This is a genomic window from Pseudomonas sp. RtIB026, assembly GCF_016861355.2.
GTDB classification, from domain to species: Bacteria; Pseudomonadota; Gammaproteobacteria; order Pseudomonadales; family Pseudomonadaceae; genus Aquipseudomonas; species Aquipseudomonas peradeniyensis.
In genome coordinates this window covers 5078419-5098452 of record NZ_AP023348.2, presented here as the reverse complement: position 1 = coordinate 5098452, position 20034 = coordinate 5078419, and the positions used below count along the sequence as shown (strand labels likewise).

Below are 20034 nucleotides of genomic sequence, written 5' to 3'. Positions count from 1 at the left end.
GCCGCCTTGTCTTGAGGATCTTCGGAAATGGCTCTGCTTGGGCGTTACAACAGTTTGCAAATCGTGAAACACGTGGAATTCGGCCTGTACCTGGACGGCGGTGCCGACGGCGAGATCCTCCTGCCACGGCGCTACTTCCCCAAGGATGCCGAACTCGAGCTGGACGACTGGCTCAACGTGTTCATCTACCTCGACAGCGAGGACCAGCTGATCGCCACCACCGAGAAGCCGAAGATGCAGGTGGGCGAGTTCGCCAGCCTCAAGGTCAAGGACATCAACGGCGCGGGCATCTTCCTCGACTGGGGCCTGTCCAAGGACCTGCTGATGCCCTACTCGGAAGAGTCCCGGCCACTGAAGATCGGTGACTACTGCGTGGTCCACGCCTACCTGGACAAACGCACCCGGCGCATCACCGCCACCGCCAAGCTGGACCGTTACCTGGACCGCACCCCGGTGGACTACCAGGTCGGCCAGCCGGTCGAGCTGCTGGTGGCCGGCGAGACGCCGATGGGCTTCAAGGCAATCATCAACAACCGCCACTGGGGCCTGATCCACAAGAACGAAGTGTTCAAGTTCCTGCGTTCGGGCATGCACGAGAAGGGCTTCATCAAGGAAGTGCGCGCCGATGGCAAGATCGCCCTGAGCCTGCAGCCGGTGGGCCAGGCCCTGGCCGACGGCTTGTCCGAGCAGATCATGCAGCGCCTTGAAGCCAATGGCGGCGTGCTGGCGGTGTGCGACAAGAGCGATCCGGCGCTGATCAGCCAGATGTTCAATGTCAGCAAGGGCAACTTCAAGAAAGCTATCGGCGCACTGTTCAAGCAGGGCCGGATCGTCATCCATGACGATCGCATCGAGCGGGCCTGATCAGGCCTGCACGAAGGTGCTGAAGTCCAGCTGCTCGCCACCCGGGCGGCTGTCGCGCAGCAGCGAGTCGCGGTCGGCGCTCAGGGCCAGGCTGATGGTCGAGCGGCGTTTACCGGCGTTGCGCACTTCCATCTGCTCCTGGTGAGCGCGCAGGAAGTTGGTCGGTACCTTCAGGTGCTGCAGTTCATCGGTTTCCGGGGTGTGCAGCAGCAGGTTGACCCAGTCTGGCTGGCCTTTGCGCAGCAGCGCCACCGGCACCTCGAACCACCACAGGTTGCGCTTCTTGTCGAGGATGGCGAACATGGTGTTGTCGCGGTTGAGCACCGGCCGGGTCAGTGCTTCGTTGCGGCGAGCGATGGCGGTGGGTTTGTCGAGTTTCATGCAGGTTCCTGCGGGTTGACGCTAGATTGGCCTGATATTGTGCGGGTGGGCTCATCGCGGGGCAAGTCGCATCGGCACGCCGCTGCTCCCACGGGGAAAACGCGAGGCCGTTGGGCTGGGACCAGGCAAACTAATTGAAACTCCTGCGAGCGGCCGTGGGTCGATCAGGTGTCGACACGATTTCCCGTGTCTTTCCGGCAAGGAGACATCCCATGAGCGGCACCAAGGATAAAGCGAAAGGCCTGGCCAACGAGGCCGTGGGCAACATCAAGCAGGGCGTCGGCAAGGTGACCGACAACGACAGGCTGCGCGCCGAGGGCAAGGCCCAGGAGTTGAAGGGCGAGGCGCAGCAGGCCGTGGGCAAGGTCAAGGATGCCGTGAAGAAACCTTGATCGCAGTGGCATAGTCGCGGGGCAGTGCGCTCTCACGCGGTGGGAGTGGGCTTGCCCCGCGATTGCTTTGTGCGTTCGGCAACGCGCCAGCGAACAGCACGCTCGCCGCCTGGTCTATTAGACTTGTTGCATTGCCAACCCGATCAAGCGGCGAAAGGAGACGCTATGATTTTCCCCGACCTGCGCGGCCTGCCCCTGCACCGCGTGCTGGTGCGCACCGTCAAGGAGTTCCTCGACGACGAGATGTCCACCTATGCCTCCGCGCTGGCCTACCAGATGCTGTTCTCGCTGTTTCCGTTCCTGCTGTTCCTGATTGCCCTGATCGGTTTCCTGCACCTGCCGGACTTCTTCTCCTGGCTGCGCCTGCAGTCCGAGCTGGTGCTGCCGCCCCAGGCCCTGGAGCAGGTCAACCCGGTGATCGACCAGTTGCAGCAGTCCAAGGGCGGACTGCTGTCGGTGGGTATCGTGATCGCCCTGTGGACCGCCTCGGCCGGCGTGCGCCTGATGATGAGCGCGATGAACGCCGCCTACGACGTGCCTGAAGGGCGACCGGTGTGGAAGCGTATCCCGCTGTCGATCATCTATACCGTCGGCGTCGCCGGCATGCTCCTGGCGGCCGCCGCGCTGATGGTACTGGGGCCGCAGGTCATGGAGTGGATCGCCTCCCAGGTGGGTCTGGAAGAGGCGGTGGTGGTCGTCTGGACCATCCTGCGCTGGCCGGCGATCATCATCCTGATGATGGTGGCGGTGGCGCTGATCTACTACGTGATGCCCGATGTGAAGCAGAAATTCCGCTTCATCACCCCGGGCTCGGTGCTGGCGGTAGTGGTGTGGATCGTCGCGTCGCTGGGTTTTGCCTACTACGTGAAGACCTTCGCCGACTACAACGCCATGTATGGCAGTATCGGGGCGATTATCGTGCTGCTGCTGTATTTCTACATCTCCGCCGCGGTGCTGCTGCTGGGGGCCGAGATGAACGCGGTGATCGAGCACATGTCCGCTGAGGGCAAGAACCCCGGCGAAAAGGAGTTCGCCCAGGACAATCCGCAACAGAGCATCACCGTGCTCGGGCATGAGCACCCGGTGACACCCGAACCCCAGACCCGCGAGCCGAATACCTGATGATCCGCGACATTCTCAAGATGGGCGACGAACGCCTGCTGCGCATCGCCCCGCCGGTGCCGGAGCATATGCTCGGCAGCCCCGAGCTCAAGCAACTGATCGACGACATGTTCGAGACCATGGCCCATGTCGGTGGGGTAGGCCTGGCCGCGCCGCAGATCGGCATCGACCTGCAACTGGTGATCTTCGGCTTCGAGCGCAGCGAGCGCTACCCGGACGCCGAGCCGGTGCCGCGGACCATCCTGCTCAACCCGGTGATCACGCCGCTGGCCACGGAAGTCGAGGACGGCTGGGAAGGCTGCCTGTCGGTGCCGGGCCTGCGCGGCGTGGTGCCGCGCTACAAGCACATCAGCTATTCGGGCATCGACCCCCAGGGCAACCCGATCAACCGCTTTGCCGATGGCTTTCATGCGCGGGTGGTGCAGCATGAGTGCGATCACCTGATCGGCCGGTTGTACCCCTCACGCATCCAGGACTTCAGCAAGTTCGGCTACACCGACGTGCTGTTCCCCGGGCTCGATGTGGCCGACGACTGATCCCGCACCAGCGCCACCAAGGGCTTGCTGCGCTGGTAACGGGCCAGGCGCGAGGCCAGGGCTTCGGGCAGTGTGGTGGCGGGCGTGAAGGCCAGGCGCTGGTAGAAGGGCGTCAGGTCCGGATGGCAGAACAGCCAGGTCGCGCAGGTGCTGTCGGCCAGCGCGGCCTCCAGCATCTGTGAAGCGATCTTCTGGCCACGCCATTGTGGGGCGACGAACAGGCCGGTCAGCCAGTAGCCGCCGTCTACGGGTGACAGGTTCATCCCGCCGACGATGTCACCGCTGCGCGCCACCCACTGCTCGCCATCACCGGCGGCGCGCATGCGCGAGCCGTGCTGGCGATAGAACTGCTCCAGCAGGCGGCGCTGGATTGGTGGCAGTCGGGCGTAGATCAGGGCCGGCATGCTGGCTCTCGGGGCCGCTATGCGGCCCAATCGCGGGACAAGCCCGCTCCTACAGGATCGACGCAAACCTGTGGGAGCGGGCTTGTCCCGCGATTGGGCCCGAGCAGGCAAAATTCATGGCTGCGCTTTGTCGCAGATTGTTGCAAATCCGGCAAGGGTGAATAACCGACCCAGGGGTTCAACTATTCTGACTGCGGAGTAGACTTTCACTCATCCCCCCGGCAGTACGATAAAGCGGGATCGGTACTTCGTGTCATCTTCGCAGTCGATGACAACTTCTCCGCGCCATTGACGGCATCAGAAGTCACGCGATCAGCTTGATAGCCATCAAGGTCGTTATCCATGAAAGCCTTACTGATTCTTGCATTGGTCGGTATGTCCTCGCTCGCCTTCGCGGACCAGGTCAAGACCGCAGACACCCAACCCGTGGTCGAGCAGTACGACTATTCCACCAACCTCGACATCAAGCGCGTGATCAGCCTGTCGACGATTCCCAACGTCTGTGAAGTGGTGCCCGCCACCATGACCTACGAGGACCATCAGGGACAGGTGCACACCCTTCAGTACCGTGCCCTGGGTGAGGGTTGCCGGCTGAACTGAGCCGCGCACAATCCCTGTAGGAGCGGCCTTGTGCCGCGAAAGGGCCGCAAAGCGGCCCCGGCGATCTTTGCGCCAACACTGAAATCTGGGGCTGCTGCGCAGCCCTTTCGCGGCACAAGGCCGCTCCTACAGGGGCAGGTGTAAATCCCGGACGAGCTCCAGCCCCTGCTTCAACTGCGCGCGGCTGTGCGCCGCCGACAGGCTGACCCGCACTGCCCGCACACGCTCCGTGCCCACCGCGAACACACTGGCCGGCACGATCTCCACTCCTTGCGCCCGACACCGGGCAACCAGCGTCTCGGCTTCTGCAGACGTGGTCAGCCAGGCATGGGGCGAAGGCACGCCGTCCACCTGCAGTGCATTACCCAGCAACGCCCGCGCCAGGCGCCAGCGCTCGGCCAGCTCCTCCCGCTGCCAGGCCAGTCGCCGTGCGGCGGTCCCGTCCGAAATCCACTGGCAAGCGATGTGCAGGTTCAATGGCGACACCGACCAATGGGTGGCCTGGGCATAGGGGTCGATCTGCTCCAGCAACGCTGGCCGGGCCACGATCCAGCCCAGGCGCAGGCCGGCGGCCACGGTCTTGGACAAGCTGCTGATCAGCACGCCGCGGCCTTCGAGCAAAGGGTAGAGTGGCGGCCGGTCGGTCAAGGCGCCGTACACGTCATCCTCGATCACCAGCAAGTCGTGGCGCCTGGCGACTGCCGCCAGCGCCTGGCGCCGGGCCTCGCCCATGCAGGCCCCGGTCGGGTTGTGCAGGGTCGGGGTGGTCACCAGTACCCGCGCGCCACTGGCCCGCACGACGCGGTCCAGTTCGTCCGGGCGCAAACCCTGTTCATCCAGAGCCACCCCCTGCACCGGCAGGCGCAGCTGTCGACAGGCCGCCTTGATGCCCGGGGCGGTCAACGCTTCGACCATCACCGGCTCGCCTGCCTGGCACAGTGACTGCAGCACCAGGATCAAGGCCTGTTGGGCGCCACCGCAGAGCAGCACCTCCTTGGGCCTCAGGTCCAGGCCGCGATTGGCCAGCCAGCGGGCGCCCTGGATCCGCCCCAGTAACAATTGCTCCGGCCCCAGGTAATGGTCGAGCAGGGTGGTTTCACCCTGTTCGAGCAGTCTGCGCAGGCTGTGTTCGAGGTCAAGATTGTGCGGATCGGCCACTGGCACGTTGGTCGACAGGTCGATCACCGGGTGCTGGCGGTCGGGCTGCTTGAGGCGGAATAGTGTCGCCTCCTTGCTGCTGGCCAGCACGTAGGTGCCGCGCCCCACTTCACCGGACACCAGGTGCCGCGCCGCAGCCTCGCGGTACGCCTGTTGCGTGGTGCTTGGGTTCAGGCCCAGCGTCCAGGCCAGGCGACGCTGGGGCGGCAGGCGTTCGCCGGCTTTCAGCTCGCCCTGTTCGATGGCGCCGGCAATGGCTTCGACCAGCGCCAGGTAGCGCGGCTGGTCGTTGTCTGGCAGGGAGGGAATCCACACGAAATTGCTACCCATGCAATATATGTTTGGACCCATACAATGACCGGCGCTTAGGATCGGATCAAGCCCTACCGATGAAGGAAGATCGCCATGTTCGACTTGCCCGCCCTGCGTGAAGCCGCCGACTTTGTTCACCAGCACGTTCCGCCGACCCCGCAGCATGCCTGGCCGCTGCTGGCCGAGCGGCTAGGTTGCCAGCTCTGGGTCAAGCATGAGAACCATGCCCCCACCGGTGCCTTCAAGGTGCGTGGTGGGCTGGTCTACGTGCGTTCCCTGCAGGCCGCTGGCGAAGTCCCCCGCGGGCTGGTCACCGCCACCCGCGGCAACCATGGCCAGAGCATGGCCCTGGCGGCGCGCCAGGCGGGCTTGCCGCTGGTGATCGTGGTGCCTGAAGGCAACTCGCGAGAGAAGAATGCCGCCATGCGCGCCCTGGGCGCGGAACTGGTGGAGCACGGCGTGGACTTCGACGTTGCCCGTGAAGAGGCGGCGCGCCTGGCCGAGGAACGCGGCTACCAGATGGTCCCATCGTTCCACCCGGAGCTGGTGCGCGGCGTGGCCACCTACGCCTTGGAGCTGTTCGAGGCGGTGGCCGACCTGGATTGCGTGTACGTGCCGATCGGCATGGGCTCGGGCATCTGCGGGCTGATCCAGGCGCGCAACCTGCTGGGGCTGGACACCGAGATCGTCGGCGTGGTCTCCAGTGCTGCGGATGCCTATGCCCAGAGCTTCGAGCGGGGTCGCATCGTTACCACCGCCAGCGCCGACACCTTCGCCGACGGCATGGCTTGCCGCGTGCCGCACCCCGATGCCTTCGCGCTGGTGCGCGAGCATGCCGCACGCATCGTGCGGGTGAGCGACGACGAGATCGCCGAGGCCATGCGCCTCTATCACGAGACCACCCACAACACCGCCGAAGGTGCCGGTGCCGCTGCCCTGGCCGCATTGATGCAGGAGCGTGGGCGTCAGGCCGGCAAGCGTGTGGCGGTGGTGCTCAGTGGCGCCAATGTGGATCGTGGGCGTTATGCGCAGGTTCTGATGGGGAATGAAAAATCCTGAATGAATGTTGGCAGTGGAAGTGCTATCTTTATTTGATAGCATTTTCCAATGAACACTCGATATCGCAAGATTCTGGAGTGCATCTTCAGAACACCGACCACGCCTACATTGCCGTTCGCCGAGATCGAGGCCCTGGTGCTGCACCTTGGCGGCCAGATCCACGAGCGCCAGGGATCCAGGGTCAAGATCCTGCTGGCTGGGCAGTGCTGGCGGTGTCATCGCCCACATCCTGGCAAGGAGGCCAGGCGATATCAGATAGAAGAAGCCCGCGAATTCCTGCTGCGGGCGGGAGTCCGACCATGAGCTGCATGCGATACAAAGGGTACGCCGCCCGCATCGAGTACGACGCGCGTGACGACATTTTCGTCGGCCGCGTACTTGGCCTGCGCGATATCATCAGCTTCCACGCCAGCTCCGTGCCCGCGTTGCACGAGGCGTTCCGCGAGGCACTCGACGACTACCTGGCCGACTGTGCCGAACAAGGTATCGCCCCAGAGAAGCCGGCCTCCGGCAAGGTCATGTTGCGCATCCGTCCCGAAGTCCACGCCGCCGCGAGCATCGCCGCCAGGGCTGCCGGCAAGAGTCTCAACCAATGGGCCGACGAGGTCTTCGAGCAGGCGGCAATGGCCTGAGCGGGCGCAAATTTTTCCTATACGCCTGTGGGCCGGCCACGGTTGAATGGCGTTCCCTTTCCCGGCTTCGAGTGCAGCATGCCTTTCTCCAACGGTTTTCTCCTCAGTCTTTCCCTGTGCCTGGACATCGGCATGGCCAATATAGCGATGATCACCCTGGCCATGCAGCGTGGGTTTCTCCAGGGTTTCTGGCTGGGCCTGGGTACGTGCGTCGGCGACCTGGTCTATGCCATCGCCGCACTGGCCGGGATGGCTGTGCTGCTGCAGTTCGAGGCCGTGCGCTGGACCTTGTGGCTGGGCGGCTCGGCGCTGCTGGTGTGGTTTGCCGTGAAGATGTTGCTGGCGGCCTGGCGCGGCGGGCACCTGGAGTCGCGGGGCGAAGTGGTGGTGGAGTCGGGCTGGCGTGAGTTTCTGCGCGGGATCTTCCTGGCCATGTCCTCGCCCAGCGCGATCCTCTGGTTCGCGGCGGTGGGTGGGGTGCTGATCTCCAGGTCCGGTGGCGGCAGTCTGCTCGACGCGGGACTGTTCCTTGGGGGCTTCTTCGCTGCCGGGTTGGCCTGGTGCGTGTCGCTGTGCGGCATCGCCAGCCATGGTGGGCGCTTGCTCGGTGATCGGCTGCTGACGTGGTCCTACCTGCTGTCGGCGGCCATTTTCTGCTATTTCGCGGTGTATGTGATTCTCTCCGGTTACCGTGAGTTCATCTTGCCTGCACCCGTTTGAGTCTGGTCGATCGCGCCATTCGACTGAATTATTTCCAGGCGGCTGTCGATCTGCCGTTTTCCCGTTCGACCAGTGTTGAAAGCGTCACTACCAACCCTGATGAGTCTTCGGAGGAAACACCGATGAACACTGCAGCCGAGCGTGAACTGGAACAACTGATCGAGCATTGGATGCAAGCCGTGCGCAAGCGTGATGTGGACCGTATCGTTGCCCCCTACGCCGACGATATTGTCGCCTTCGACGCCATCCAGGCCCTGCAATTCAAGGGCAAGGCCGCCTACCGCGCTCATTGGGAGATGTGCATGGGCATGTGCACCGGGCCGATGGTGTTCGAATTGGCGCAGCTGACCGTGCATGCCGACGGTGACCTGGGCCTGGCCCACTGGCTCAATCGCTGCGGGCCGTCCGACGATGAGAGCCAGTGCGGTTTCATGCGCGCCACTGTCGGCTACCGGCGCAGCGGCGGCCAATGGCAGGTCATCCACGAACACTGGTCGGCACCGTTCGACATGGAAACGCAAAAAGCGCTGTTCAACCTCAAACCTTGAACACCCTCGACCGCCTATCGCCACCTTGCCCCGGAGACGATCATGAAATACCTGTGCCTGGTCTATTGTGATGAAGCGCTGTTGCACAGCCTGCCCGACAGCCCCGAGGACGCCGAATGCATGGCCTACGCCGAGTCCATCCAGGGCTCCGGGCGGATGATCGCCGCCGAGGCGCTCAAGCCCGTGCAGACGGCCACCACGGTACGCGTGCGCGCCGGACACATGAGCCTGACCGACGGTCCGTTCGCCGAGACCAAGGAGCAGTTGGCCGGGTTCTACCTGGTCGATGCCCGCGACCTCAATGAAGCGTTGAACATCGCCAGGGGCATTCCGGCGGCGCGGGTCGGCAGCGTCGAGGTGCGTCCGGTGCGTGAGTTGCAACCCTGACCCAATAAGGAGAGCACGATGACCCAGGTATCGCCGGGCTGATGAATAGCGAAGGGCAAATCCGGGATGAAGTGGCGGCGGTCTACCGCCGCGACTCCCGGCGCATCCTGGCCACCCTGATCCGCCTGCTGGGAGACTTCGACCTGGCCGAGGAGGCCCTGCATGACGCCTTCTTCATTGCCGTCGAACGCTGGCAGCGCGATGGCATCCCGGACAATCCGCGGGCCTGGCTGGTCTCCGCCGGCCGTTTCAAGGCCATCGACGCTTTGCGCCGCCGTGCCCGCTTCGACCGCTCCCAGGCGGACCTGATCATGCTGCTGGAGGGCGAGGCCCAGGACCCGGGCGAGCAGGAGCTGCTGGTCGATGACCGGCTGCGCCTGATCTTCACCTGCTGCCACCCGGCCCTGGCCTTCGATGCCCAGGTACCGCTGACGTTGCGCGAGGTCTGCGACCTGACCACCGAGCAGATCGCCCGCGCCTTCCTGCAGAGCCCGGCGACCATCGCCCAGCGCATCGTGCGCGCCAAGGCCAAGATCCGCGATGCGCAGATCCCCTACCAGGTACCGGAGCTGGGCGAGTTGCCGGAGCGGCTGGAGAGTGTGCTGCGGGTGATCTACCTGGTGTTCAACGAGGGCTATTCGGCGTCGTCGGGCGAGGATGTGACCACGCGCGCGCTGACCGACGAAGCTATCCGCCTGGGCCGGTTGCTGGCGCAGTTGTTGCCGGATGCCGAAGTGCTGGGGCTGCTGGCGCTGATGCTGTTGCAGGCCTCGCGGCAGAACGCGCGCAGCGATACCGACGGCGAGCTGGTGCTGCTCGACGAACAGGACCGGAGCCTGTGGGACCGGACACAGATAGAGGAGGGCAGCCAGTTGGTGCGCCAGGCACTGAGCAGCCGGGAGTTCGGCCCCTACAGTGTGCAGGCGGCGATTGCCGCGCTGCATGCCGAAGCGCCCAGCGCCGAGGCCACCGACTGGGACGAGATCGTCGGCCTGTACGACGTGCTGCAGCGCCACTGGCCGTCACCGGTGGTGGAGCTGAACCGGGCGGCGGCACTGGCCCGGCGTGATGGCGCGCAGGTCGGGTTGCGGGCGGTCGAAGCAATTCTCGAGCGGGGCGAACTGGGCGAATACCACCTGGCCCATGCCGCACGGGCCGAACTGCATCGGCAGCTGGGCAATACCGAACAGGCCCGCGAGGCCTGGCAGCAGGCATTGACGCTGACCCGGCAGGGGCCGGAACGCCGCCATATCGAGCGGCGCTTGCGCGAGCTGGGGTGAGGTCATACCTGTAGGAGCGGCCTCGTGCCGCGAAAGGGCTGCGTAGCAGCCCCGGCGATCTATGCATGGACGCTGAAATCCAGGGACTGCTGCGCAGCTCTTTCGCGGCACGAGGCCGCTCCTACAATGACTGTGAAAGTCGCTGTATCAGCCGGCAACGAACTCCGGCGGGCTCACCAGCTCGACGGTCTGTTGCTTGCGCGGCGCGAGGATCTCGGCTTCGCCGGCGACCACCAGCTCGTCGTTCTGGTTGTACACGTTGGTGGCGATGCGCACCTTGAACTTGGGCAGCTTCTCGAGGATTTCCAGGCGCACGGTCAGCTCGTCGCCGATCTTCACCGGCTTCTGGAAGCTCATCTGCTGGCCCAGGTAGATGGTGCCCGGGCCAGGCAGGGTGCAGGCCACTGCGGCGCTGATCAGCGCGCCGCTGAACATGCCATGGGCGATGCGTTCCTTGAACATGCTCTTGGCGGCGAACTCGGCATCCAGGTGCACCGGGTTGTGGTCGCCGGACATGGCGGCGAACAGCTGGATGTCGCGTTCTGCCACGGACTTCTTGTATTCAGCTTTCTGGCCGACTTCGAGGGCTTCGTAAGGCGTGTTGGTGACCTGGGTCATCAGGGGCTTCCTTGTGGAACGGACGAGGCTGCCGATCATTCACTGCGGGCAGGGCGGCCAAGGGCCAGCGCCTGCTCCAGCCAGCCGATGATCTCGGCGGTGACCTCGTCGCGATGGGTTTCGTTGAGCACTTCGTGGCGTGCGCCGGGGTAGATGCGCAACTGTACATGACGGTTGCCGGTCGCGCGCAGGGCGTCGGCCAGGTGGGTGAGACGCTTGCCGGCACTCACCGGATCACATTCGCCGCCCAGCACGAAGATCGGCAGGTTCGGATCGATCTGCGCCAGGTTCTTCTTCTGACTGATCTGCGCCAACCCCTGCAGCAGGTCGAGCCACAGCTGGTTACTGCAGCGAAAGCCGCACAGCGGATCGGCGATGTACTTGTCCACCTCCGCGGCATCACGGCTGAGCCAGTCGAAAGCGGTGCGGTTGGGCTTGAACGCCTTGTTGAACGAGCCGAACGACAGCCAGTCGATCAGCGCGCTCTTGCCCAGCGGGCCCTGGCGCCAGGCCTCGAGACGGGCAATCAGGCGCGCCGCGCGGTACAGCGCCACCGGCTGGAAGTTCGAACCGCTGAGGATCGCGCCCTGCAGGCTGGCGCTGTGGTGCAGCAGGTAGGCCTGGGCGATGTAGCTGCCCATGCTGTGGCCGAACAGGAACAGCGGGGTTCCCGGAAACTGCTGGCCGATGTGCTGGGCCAGCAGGCCCAGGTCGTTGAGCACGGCATTCCAGCCATTTTGCCGGGCGAACAGGCCCAGGCTGCCCAGTTCAGCGGTGCGGCCGTGGCCGCGCAGGTCGGGGGCGAGCAGCCCGTAGCCGGCCGCGTTGAGCGCATGGCCCAGGCGCTGGTAGCGCCCGGCATGCTCGGCCATGCCATGGGCCAGCAGCACCACGGCCTTGACCGGTGTGGCCGGCAGCCATTGGTGGACATAAAGGCTGCAATGCTCGCTGGCGGGGAGCCAGAAGGCGTCGTGGGGCATGGCGGGTCCTTGCGCGCGGAGGTTGCCCAACAGTGTATGCGCAAAGCCATCGATTGCAGGAAGGGCGGAAAAGAGATTCACAATGTTAATGGCGGCACTTGGCGTATTTGCCACCTTCGACAGAGCTGCTAACGTCGGCTGAACACCTTTTTGCCAGCAGGCGAACAGGTCAGGAATGTCCCGGTAGAGGAACAACAATAAATGCAAGCCGATTTCTGGAACGACAAGCGCGCCGCGGGCGTACCTTCCACCATTGACATGAATGTCTACACGTCCGTCGTCGACGTCTTCGAGCGCTGCTGCAAACGCTTCGCCGACCGCCCGGCGTACAGCAACCTCGGGGTCACCCTTAGCTATGCCGACCTCGAGCGTCATTCGGCCGCCTTCGCCGCCTGGCTGCAACAGCACACCGAACTGGTGCCGGGCGACCGCATCGCGGTGCAGATGCCCAATGTCCTGCAATACCCCATTGCGGTGTTCGGCGCCATGCGCGCCGGCCTGATCGTGGTCAACACCAACCCGCTGTACACCGAGCGCGAGATGCGCCATCAGTTCAAGGACTCCGGCGCCCGAGCCCTGGTGTACCTGAACATGTTCGGCAAGCGCGTGCAGGAGGTGCTGCCCGATACCGGCATCGAGTACCTGATCGAGGCGAAGATGGGCGACCTGCTGCCGACGGCCAAGGGCTGGCTGGTCAACACCGTGGTCGACAAGCTGAAGAAGATGGTGCCGGCCTACCAGTTGCCCCAGGCCGTGTCGTTCAAGCAGGTGCTGCGCCAGGGGCGCGGGCTCACTCACAGGCCGGTGGCACAAACCCTGGAGAACATCGCGGTGCTGCAGTACACCGGCGGCACCACCGGGCTGGCCAAGGGCGCCATGCTCACCCACGGCAACCTGGTGGCCAACATGCTCCAGGTGCTGGCCTGCTTCGGTCAGCACGGCCCCGATGGCCAGCCGCTGATCAAGGAAGGGCAGGAGGTGATGATCGCGCCGCTGCCGCTGTACCACATCTATGCCTTCACCGCGAACTGCATGTGCATGATGGTGACCGGCAACCACAACGTACTGATCACCAACCCCCGGGATATTCCCGGTTTCATCAAGGAACTGGGCAAGTGGCGGTTCTCGGCGCTGGTGGGCCTGAACACGCTGTTCGTCGCGCTGATGGACAACCCGGGCTTCAAGTCGCTGGATTTCTCCGCGCTGAAGATCACCAACTCCGGTGGCACCGCGCTGGTCAAGGCCACCGCCGAACGCTGGGAGGCCCTCACCGGTTGCCGCATTGTCGAAGGCTACGGCCTGACCGAAACCTCGCCGGCGGCCAGCACCAACCCCTATGGCCAGCTGGCGCGCCTGGGCACCGTGGGGCTGCCGGTGCCCGGCACGGCGTTCAAGGTGATCGACGATGAAGGCCACGAGCAGCCGCTGGGCGAGCGTGGCGAGTTGTGCATCAAGGGGCCGCAGGTGATGAAGGGTTACTGGCAGCAGGTTGAGGCCACCACCCAGGTCCTGGATGCCGAAGGCTGGCTGAAGACCGGCGATATCGCCGTCATCGATCCGGACGGTTTCACCCGCATCGTCGACCGCAAGAAGGACATGATCATCGTCTCGGGCTTCAACGTGTATCCCAACGAGATCGAGGATGTGGTGATGGGCCATCCGCAGGTGGCCAGCTGCGCGGTGATCGGCGTGCCGGACGAGCGCACCGGCGAGGCGGTGAAGCTGTTCGTGGTGCCGCGTGCGGGTGGGGTGAGCGTCGATGAGCTCAAGGCGTTCTGCAAGACCAACTTCACCGGCTACAAGGTGCCCAAGCACATCGTGTTGCGCGAATCGCTGCCGATGACTCCGGTGGGCAAGATCCTGCGCCGGGAGTTGCGCGATATCGCCTGACGGTGGCTAATCCAATCCTGTGGGATCAGCACAACGCCGTTCCCGCAGGCCCTCTCTAGGGCAGGGCTTTCAGGCGGATTCGCGACATTTTGTATAATTACTCTAAAAATGACCTGTATTGTTCATTGAGTCATTTTTGTGACCTGTCGGCCCATTTCGACCTCTAGGCGACCCCTTGCAAAGCTGTTACTCTCGGCGCGCTTTCAGAGGATCCGGTTTGCAATGAGCCGGCCTCTCATATCAATAATAAGCGCATCGACGCGTACCGAATTCGCTGTTGCTGAAGGAGCGGGCTTCCATGATCGAACATTTTTGGAAGGATAAGTACCCAGCCGGGGTCACGGCGGACATCAATCCTGACGAATTCCCCAATATCCAGGCGGTACTCAAGCAATCCTGCCAACGCTTTGCCGACAAACCTGCCTTTAGCAACCTGGGCAAGACCATCACCTACGGCGAGCTGTACACCCTGTCCGGCGCCTTCGCCGCCTGGCTGCAGCAGCACACCGACCTGAAGCCGGGTGATCGCATCGCGGTCCAGCTGCCCAACGTCCTGCAGTACCCCGTCGCCGTGTTCGGCGCCATGCGCGCCGGCCTGATCGTGGTCAACACCAACCCGCTGTACACCGCGCGGGAGCTGGAGCACCAGTTCAACGATTCCGGGGCCAAGGCCCTGGTATGCCTGGCCAACATGGCGCACCTGGCGGAAAAGGTGGTGCCCAAGACCCAGGTCAAACACGTCATTGTCACCGAAGTGGCCGACCTGTTGCCACCTCTCAAGCGCCTGTTGATCAACAGCGTCATCAAGTACGTGAAGAAAATGGTGCCGGCCTACCACCTGCCGGGCGCCGTGCGCTTCAACGACGCGCTGGCGCTGGGCAAGGGCGGCGCGGTGACCGAGGCCAACCCGCAGTCCGGCGATGTCGCCGTGCTGCAGTACACCGGCGGTACCACCGGCGTGGCCAAGGGCGCGATGCTCACCCACCGCAACCTGGTCGCCAACATGCTGCAGTGCCGCGCGCTGATGGGCTCGAACCTGCACGAAGGCTGCGAGATCCTCATCACCCCGCTGCCGCTTTACCACATCTACGCCTTCACCTTCCATTGCATGGCCATGATGCTCATCGGCAACCACAACGTGCTGATCAGCAACCCGCGCGACCTGCCGGCCATGGTCAAGGAACTGGGCAAGTGGAAGTTCAGCGGCTTCGTCGGCCTCAACACGCTGTTCGTCGCCCTGTGCAACAACGAGACGTTCCGCAACCTCGACTTCTCGGCGCTGAAGATCACCCTGTCCGGCGGCATGGCCCTGCAACAGAGCGTGGCCGAGCGCTGGAAGACGGTGACCGGCTGCGCCATCTGCGAAGGCTACGGCATGACCGAGACCAGCCCGGTGGCGGCGGTCAACCCGACTTCGGCCAACCAGCTGGGAACCATCGGCATCCCGGTGCCGTCCACCCTGTGCAAGATCATCGACGACAACGGCCAGGAATTGCCCCTGGGCGAGGTGGGCGAGCTGTGCATCAAGGGGCCGCAGGTGATGAAGGGCTACTGGCAGCGTGAAGATGCCACCGCCGAGATCATCGACAGCAATGGCTGGCTGAAGACTGGCGACATCGCCCTGATCCAGCCGGACGGCTATATGCGCATCGTCGACCGCAAGAAGGACATGATCCTGGTGTCCGGCTTCAACGTGTACCCCAACGAGCTCGAAGATGTGCTCGCCGCGCTGCCGGGCGTGCTGCAATGCGCGGCCATTGGCGTCCCGGACGAAAAATCCGGCGAGGTGATCAAGATGTTCATCGTGGTCAAGCCGGGCATGACCCTGACCAAGGAGCAGGTGATGGAGCACATGCGCGCCAACGTCACCGGCTACAAGGTGCCCAAGGCCATCGAGTTCCGCGACGCGCTGCCGACCACCAACGTCGGCAAGATCCTGCGCCGCGAGCTGCGCGACGAAGAGCTGAAGAAGCAGGGTCTGAAGAAGATCGCCTGATCCGCAGCGTGCGCGATCGATGTAGGAGCGGCCTTGTGCCGCGAAAGGGGTGCGAAGCACCCCCATCGATTGATGCGTTGCCGCTGAAATCCTGGGGCTGCTTTGCAGCCCTTTCGCGGCGCAAGGCCGCTCCTACAGAGAGGTTGCGGCTCAGCGCAGCTTTTCCTGCATCTGGTAGTACCACATCCCCGCCGCCAGCAGCGGATTGCCCAGCAGGTCGCCCATCGGCACCTTGATGTGCCTGCACCCGGCAAAGGTATCGAACTTCTCCAGCGTCCCGGTCAGCGCCTCGGCCATGATCTCCCCCATGATATGGCTGGTGGCGATGCCGTGCCCGGAATACCCCTGGCAGTACCAGACGTTGTCCGACAGCTTGCCCAGCTGCGGGATGCGGTTGACCACGATGCCCATGGCGCAGCTCCATTGGAACTCGATCGGCACGCCCTTGAGCGCCGGGAAGGTGCGCTCGATGCACGGGCGCAGCTCACCTTCGATGTCCCGCGAGTCGCGCCCGGAGTAGTTGGCGCCGCCACCGAACAGCAGGCGCTTGTCGGCGGTCAGGCGGTAGTAGTCGAGGACGAAACGGCAGTCGTACACCGCCAGGTCCTGCGGGTTGATCTGCTCGGCCAGCTCGCCCAGCGGCGCGGTGGTGACGATGCCGCCCATGGCCGGGAAGATCTTGCCCTTGAGCTGGCGCTTTTCCAGCTTGTGATACACGTCGCCGGCCAGCATCACCTGGCGCGCCTCGATCCGTCCCTGGGCGGTGACCACCGCCGGCCGCGGACCGTGGACGATCTCCAGCACCTCGGAGTTTTCGAACACCAGCGCACCCAGCCCGTGGGCGGCGCGGGCTTCGCCCAGGCACAGGTTGAGCGGGTGCAGGTGCAGGTTGCGGCGGTTCTTCAGCGCGCCGAGGTACAGCGGGCTCTGCAGGTGGCGTTGCATGGCGCTGCGGTCGAGCAGTTGTACCTGGTCACCCATCCCACGGCGCTGGGCCTCGGCCTCGAAGGCGCGCAGCTCGTGCATGTGCGACGGTTTCATCGCCGCGTGCAGATGGCCGTGCTTGAGGTCGCACTGTATGCCGTAGCGCTCGACGCGCTGCTCGATGATCTGGTGGCCGCGCCAGCGCAGGTGCCAGATGAAATCGTCCACCTCGGCGCCCAGCCGGTCGCGCATCTGCGTGCGCATGGCCTCGTCGCCCGACAGGCTGCCGGTGACCTGGCCGCCGTTGCGCCCGCTGGCGCCCCAGCCGATGCGGTTGGTCTCGACGATGGCCACTTTCAGGCCGCGCTCGGCCAGTTCCACGGCGGTGGCCACGCCGGTGAAGCCGCCGCCGATGATCGCCACGTCGACCTGCACCGTGCCCTTGAGCGTGGGGTATTCGGTGGTGTCGTTGAGGGTGGCGCTGTAATAGGACGGCGCGCGCTGGGCCGGGCCGTTGTTCACTGCTGCGTTCATGGTTGTTCCTTCTTGTAATCTCGTGGGCATCAGGCCTGGTGCAGGTACCAACGCCAGTCCTGCTCGCCGACCTCGGCCATGAACTGGCGGTACTCGGCGCGCTTGACCTTCAGGTAGACGCCGAGGAAGGCTTCGCCCAGCGCCTCCCGGGCCCAGCTCGAATTTTCCAGGGCCTCGAGGACGGTTAGCCAGTCGGTGGGCAGGTGTTCGCCGGCCTGGGCATAGCCGTTGCCCTCGACCGGGGCGCCGGGATCGAGTTGTTCACGGATGCCCTGGTGGGTGGCGGCGAGAATCGCGGCGGCGGCCAGGTAGGGGTTGGCGTCGGCGCCGCAGATGCGGTGCTCGATATGCCGGCTGTTGGCCGGGCCACCGGGTACGCGCAGGCTGACGGTGCGGTTGTCCACACCCCAGGTCGGTGCCAGCGGTGCATAGCTGTTGGCCTGGAAGCGGCGGAACGAGTTGGCGTTGGGGCAGAACAACAGCAGCGATTCACGCAGGTGACGCAGCATGCCGGCCACCGCCTGGCGCAGCAGCGGGGTGCCGGCCTTGTCTTCGCTGGCGAACAGGTTGTTGCCGGCGGCGTCGGCCAGGCTCAGGTGCATGTGCATGCCGGTGCCGGCCAGCTGGGCGAACGGCTTGGCCATGAAGCAGGCCTGCATGCCGTGGGCGTTGGCGATACCCTTGACCAGACGCTTGTAGCGCACGGCCTGGTCCATCGCCTGGAGCGCGTCACCGTGCTCCAGGGTGATCTCCACCTGGCCGGGCGCGTATTCGGAGATCGCCGTGCGGGCCGGGATGCCCTGGGCCTTGCAGGCGGCATAGAGGTCGGCGAGGAAGGGTTCGATCTGCTCCAGCTCGCGCAGGCCATACACCTGGGTACCGCGCGGACGTCCTCCGTCGCTGTCCAGCGCTGGCTGCGGCCGGCCCTGGGCGTCGCGCTGCTGGTCGAGCAGGTAGAACTCCAGCTCGCAGGCCATCACCGGGTGGAAACCATCGGCCTTGAGCGCGTCGATCACTCGCAGCAGCACATGACGCGGGTCGGCCACGCTGGCCGGCAGGCCTTCGCTGGGGTGCATGCTGACCTGCACGGCGGCGGTCGGCACCCGGCGCCAGGGCAGGCGCACCAGGCTGCCGTCCAAGGGGTAGGCGCGGCAGTCGATGTCGCCGACATCCCAGACCAGGCCCGAGTTTTCCACGTCGTCGCCATTGAGGGTCAGGCCGAGGATGGTGCTGGGCAGCGGGCGGCCGCTTTCGAACACCGCCAGCAGCTCCTCGCGGTGCAGCAGCTTGCCGCGGGGGACGCCGTTGGCGTCGAGGATGAACAGCTCGATCAGGTCGATATCGGGGTTGTCGGCCAGGAAACGCCTGGCTTGCTCTGCGGGGGCAAAGTGCATGGTGGATTCGCTCTGGGGCACACGTGACCGCCGCGCAGGCGAGCGGTCAGGCTGAGTCAATCGGCCAGTGGGGCGGCCGGGTCGGGTCAGGAGTGCGTGAGCGACGTGTCCGGTGGGCGCGCGTGACGGCAATGCCACAGCGCCCAGAACGCCATGATGATATGGACCAGCGGATTTTCACCGGCACGGGCCCGGGCCTTCGGCAGCGAAGGGTAGGGCAGCGGGCGGGCAATCATCGGGTCGAGAAGCATCCCTGGATACTCACATGGCCTGTAAGGTTGATTAAAGCAGTGAATGGCGACGTTCATTCCGGTGGCAGCTAAACATTGGCAAGGTCTGCCCGCCGCGTTGCAGCAGCTTAGGAAGCTTCCCACAGTTTTATCGGACCTAGGCTAGTTGGCAGGTGGCGCGCCAGCGGTGAAAGTCCCTTTCTTTGTAAGAATGGTCAGGGATCGCCATGCAAGCGCAAAGGACTTATCAGGTAATCGCCCATCACGCGATCGTCTTCGATGTCAGCGAGTTCATCATCCAGCCAGGAGAATGTTGCCAAATCCGGCAAACGGGCCTGCCATGGGTGCATGCCGGGCACTATCGGGTCGTTGAAAAAATGGCGGAGCTTTACGACCGGATGCTGGCAGGGCAGCGGCCTTGCCTGATGACGGTTGCGGTATCGCGGCCGTTAACTCGCCAGCAGGGGGACAGCCTCAATCAGCAGAGGTACAGGGTTTCGGGCATTTTCAGTACCGCAGCGGGTAAAGCGACGGCGGATGTCGCGCTAGCAATGGCAGGTGGGCCTGCGGCGGCGGTCGCAGGGATCGCCGCCACCGGAGCTGTGGCGTGGTTGATTCAGAATAAGATTCCTACTTTTCATGCTGGGGATGTACTGGCATCGCTGTCAGCAACCGTGAAAGGCGGTATTGGTCCCCAATCCAGCAGCCTGATGCTGATTATCTGAAGGGGAGCGGATATGTGGGTACTTTATGGTATTTGCTATGCCCTCGTGGTCGGCACGTTGGTCGACTGGGCATGCCGGTCAAGGTGCATCAGGTTTCTTCTCTATATCGTCTTCAACGTCACGGGGATTACCGCCTGTAATCAACTGGGTGAAGAGCAGTTCCTGCAACTTGATGGTATTGGCTGGTCAGCTTTTTTCGTGGCAATTGCTACCCCGTTGTTGTTCAAGCGCTCCCGCTATTTCGAGCGTGACCGCGACTGAACGGCGGGCACAGGCAGCATCGATTTCGCAAATCTGCGACAATCCTGCCTCTTACGCCTGCCGATCATGAAAAAGCAGCACTCGCCT

24 protein-coding genes are annotated in these 20034 nt (G+C 64.4%); 16 read left to right on the top strand and 8 right to left on the bottom strand.

From position 1 onward, the window contains the following. Nucleotides 1-27 precede the first annotated feature (27 nt). The gene (locus tag PRtIB026_RS22695) at nucleotides 28-864 is read left to right on the top strand and encodes a S1 RNA-binding domain-containing protein (protein WP_110739178.1); all 837 of its coding nucleotides are present in this window, start codon (nucleotides 28-30) and stop codon (nucleotides 862-864) included. On the opposite strand, the gene PRtIB026_RS22690 is transcribed toward PRtIB026_RS22695, so the two are convergent. Beyond that, complete coding sequence (locus PRtIB026_RS22690; RefSeq protein ID WP_203651373.1) at nucleotides 865-1245, bottom strand: hypothetical protein; 381 nt, start codon at nucleotides 1243-1245, stop codon at nucleotides 865-867. A gap of 212 nt (nucleotides 1246-1457) precedes the next feature. On the opposite strand from PRtIB026_RS22690, the gene PRtIB026_RS22685 reads away from it, so the two are divergent. The 3 genes from PRtIB026_RS22685 to def all read left to right on the top strand — a co-directional run bounded on the left by PRtIB026_RS22685 (nucleotide 1458) and on the right by def (nucleotide 3295). Then, nucleotides 1458-1637: a CsbD family protein gene (locus tag PRtIB026_RS22685; RefSeq protein WP_050706819.1), complete on the top strand. Its 180-nt coding sequence runs from the start codon at nucleotides 1458-1460 to the stop codon at nucleotides 1635-1637. 165 nt (nucleotides 1638-1802) lie between these two features. After that, nucleotides 1803-2759, top strand: coding sequence for a YihY/virulence factor BrkB family protein (locus PRtIB026_RS22680; protein ID WP_232857274.1), 957 nt, complete (start codon nucleotides 1803-1805; stop codon nucleotides 2757-2759). Further along, a complete protein-coding gene (def, locus tag PRtIB026_RS22675; protein ID WP_186733041.1) occupies nucleotides 2759-3295 on the top strand; it encodes a peptide deformylase in 537 nt (178 codons plus the stop codon). The genes PRtIB026_RS22680 and def overlap by 1 nt, the downstream gene beginning before the upstream one ends. On the opposite strand, the gene PRtIB026_RS22670 is transcribed toward def, so the two are convergent. Further along, nucleotides 3250-3618 (bottom strand): GNAT family N-acetyltransferase, encoded by a 369-nt coding sequence (locus PRtIB026_RS22670; RefSeq protein WP_244670997.1) that lies wholly within the window; start codon nucleotides 3616-3618, stop codon nucleotides 3250-3252. The two genes, def and PRtIB026_RS22670, sit on opposite strands and share 46 nt — an antisense overlap. A gap of 423 nt (nucleotides 3619-4041) precedes the next feature. Here PRtIB026_RS22670 and PRtIB026_RS22665 point away from each other — a divergent pair, with 423 nt between their 5' ends. Further along, entirely contained in the window at nucleotides 4042-4299 is a 258-nt protein-coding gene (locus PRtIB026_RS22665; RefSeq protein ID WP_028693053.1) for a DUF2790 domain-containing protein, read from the top strand. 126 nt (nucleotides 4300-4425) lie between these two features. Here PRtIB026_RS22665 and PRtIB026_RS22660 read toward each other — a convergent pair whose 3' ends face one another. After that, nucleotides 4426-5787 (bottom strand): PLP-dependent aminotransferase family protein, encoded by a 1362-nt coding sequence (locus PRtIB026_RS22660; protein ID WP_244670967.1) that lies wholly within the window; start codon nucleotides 5785-5787, stop codon nucleotides 4426-4428. A 75-nt stretch (nucleotides 5788-5862) separates the two neighbouring features. On the opposite strand from PRtIB026_RS22660, the gene PRtIB026_RS22655 reads away from it, so the two are divergent. The 7 genes from PRtIB026_RS22655 to PRtIB026_RS22625 all read left to right on the top strand — a co-directional run bounded on the left by PRtIB026_RS22655 (nucleotide 5863) and on the right by PRtIB026_RS22625 (nucleotide 10395). Then, nucleotides 5863-6828 (top strand): threonine dehydratase, encoded by a 966-nt coding sequence (locus PRtIB026_RS22655; protein ID WP_203651375.1) that lies wholly within the window; start codon nucleotides 5863-5865, stop codon nucleotides 6826-6828. A 48-nt stretch (nucleotides 6829-6876) separates the two neighbouring features. Beyond that, the gene (locus PRtIB026_RS22650) at nucleotides 6877-7131 is read left to right on the top strand and encodes a type II toxin-antitoxin system HicA family toxin (protein WP_203651377.1); all 255 of its coding nucleotides are present in this window, start codon (nucleotides 6877-6879) and stop codon (nucleotides 7129-7131) included. Further along, a complete protein-coding gene (locus tag PRtIB026_RS22645) occupies nucleotides 7128-7460 on the top strand; it encodes a type II toxin-antitoxin system HicB family antitoxin (RefSeq protein ID WP_203651385.1) in 333 nt (110 codons plus the stop codon). The genes PRtIB026_RS22650 and PRtIB026_RS22645 overlap by 4 nt, the downstream gene beginning before the upstream one ends. A gap of 78 nt (nucleotides 7461-7538) precedes the next feature. After that, complete coding sequence (locus PRtIB026_RS22640; RefSeq protein WP_203651387.1) at nucleotides 7539-8180, top strand: LysE family translocator; 642 nt, start codon at nucleotides 7539-7541, stop codon at nucleotides 8178-8180. A gap of 122 nt (nucleotides 8181-8302) precedes the next feature. Then, nucleotides 8303-8728 carry a YybH family protein gene (locus PRtIB026_RS22635; RefSeq protein WP_203651389.1) on the top strand — a complete coding sequence of 142 codons (426 nt, stop codon included), beginning with the start codon at nucleotides 8303-8305 and terminating at the stop codon, nucleotides 8726-8728. A gap of 42 nt (nucleotides 8729-8770) precedes the next feature. Beyond that, entirely contained in the window at nucleotides 8771-9115 is a 345-nt protein-coding gene (locus PRtIB026_RS22630; RefSeq protein WP_203651392.1) for a YciI family protein, read from the top strand. 41 nt (nucleotides 9116-9156) lie between these two features. Then, a complete protein-coding gene (locus PRtIB026_RS22625) occupies nucleotides 9157-10395 on the top strand; it encodes an RNA polymerase sigma factor (protein ID WP_203651394.1) in 1239 nt (412 codons plus the stop codon). Nucleotides 10396-10542: 147 nt separating this feature from the next. Here the strand turns inward: PRtIB026_RS22625 and PRtIB026_RS22620 are convergent, their stop codons facing one another. Both PRtIB026_RS22620 and PRtIB026_RS22615 read right to left on the bottom strand, forming a co-directional pair. Next, on the bottom strand, nucleotides 10543-11013 hold the full coding sequence (locus PRtIB026_RS22620; RefSeq protein WP_062574831.1) for a MaoC family dehydratase: 471 nt from the start codon (nucleotides 11011-11013) through the stop codon (nucleotides 10543-10545). A 35-nt stretch (nucleotides 11014-11048) separates the two neighbouring features. Then, a complete protein-coding gene (locus tag PRtIB026_RS22615) occupies nucleotides 11049-11993 on the bottom strand; it encodes an alpha/beta hydrolase (protein WP_203651396.1) in 945 nt (314 codons plus the stop codon). Nucleotides 11994-12194: 201 nt separating this feature from the next. Here PRtIB026_RS22615 and fadD2 point away from each other — a divergent pair, with 201 nt between their 5' ends. After that, entirely contained in the window at nucleotides 12195-13883 is a 1689-nt protein-coding gene (fadD2, locus tag PRtIB026_RS22610) for a long-chain-fatty-acid--CoA ligase FadD2 (protein WP_203651398.1), read from the top strand. 298 nt (nucleotides 13884-14181) lie between these two features. Further along, on the top strand, nucleotides 14182-15879 hold the full coding sequence (fadD1, locus tag PRtIB026_RS22605; protein WP_203651400.1) for a long-chain-fatty-acid--CoA ligase FadD1: 1698 nt from the start codon (nucleotides 14182-14184) through the stop codon (nucleotides 15877-15879). Between the two features lie 150 nt (nucleotides 15880-16029). Here fadD1 and PRtIB026_RS22600 read toward each other — a convergent pair whose 3' ends face one another. The 3 genes from PRtIB026_RS22600 to PRtIB026_RS22590 form a co-directional block, all read right to left on the bottom strand. Beyond that, nucleotides 16030-17337 carry an NAD(P)/FAD-dependent oxidoreductase gene (locus PRtIB026_RS22600; protein ID WP_267813007.1) on the bottom strand — a complete coding sequence of 436 codons (1308 nt, stop codon included), beginning with the start codon at nucleotides 17335-17337 and terminating at the stop codon, nucleotides 16030-16032. Nucleotides 17338-17366: 29 nt separating this feature from the next. Beyond that, nucleotides 17367-18731 carry a glutamine synthetase family protein gene (locus PRtIB026_RS22595; RefSeq protein ID WP_203651401.1) on the bottom strand — a complete coding sequence of 455 codons (1365 nt, stop codon included), beginning with the start codon at nucleotides 18729-18731 and terminating at the stop codon, nucleotides 17367-17369. A gap of 86 nt (nucleotides 18732-18817) precedes the next feature. After that, a complete protein-coding gene (locus tag PRtIB026_RS22590; RefSeq protein WP_203652731.1) occupies nucleotides 18818-19039 on the bottom strand; it encodes a hypothetical protein in 222 nt (73 codons plus the stop codon). A 149-nt stretch (nucleotides 19040-19188) separates the two neighbouring features. Here PRtIB026_RS22590 and PRtIB026_RS22585 point away from each other — a divergent pair, with 149 nt between their 5' ends. Together PRtIB026_RS22585 and PRtIB026_RS22580 are read left to right on the top strand one after the other, a co-directional pair. Continuing rightward, nucleotides 19189-19686: a hypothetical protein gene (locus PRtIB026_RS22585; protein WP_203651403.1), complete on the top strand. Its 498-nt coding sequence runs from the start codon at nucleotides 19189-19191 to the stop codon at nucleotides 19684-19686. A 12-nt stretch (nucleotides 19687-19698) separates the two neighbouring features. Beyond that, complete coding sequence (locus tag PRtIB026_RS22580; protein ID WP_203651406.1) at nucleotides 19699-19947, top strand: hypothetical protein; 249 nt, start codon at nucleotides 19699-19701, stop codon at nucleotides 19945-19947. The last annotated feature ends 87 nt before the right edge of the window (nucleotides 19948-20034 follow it).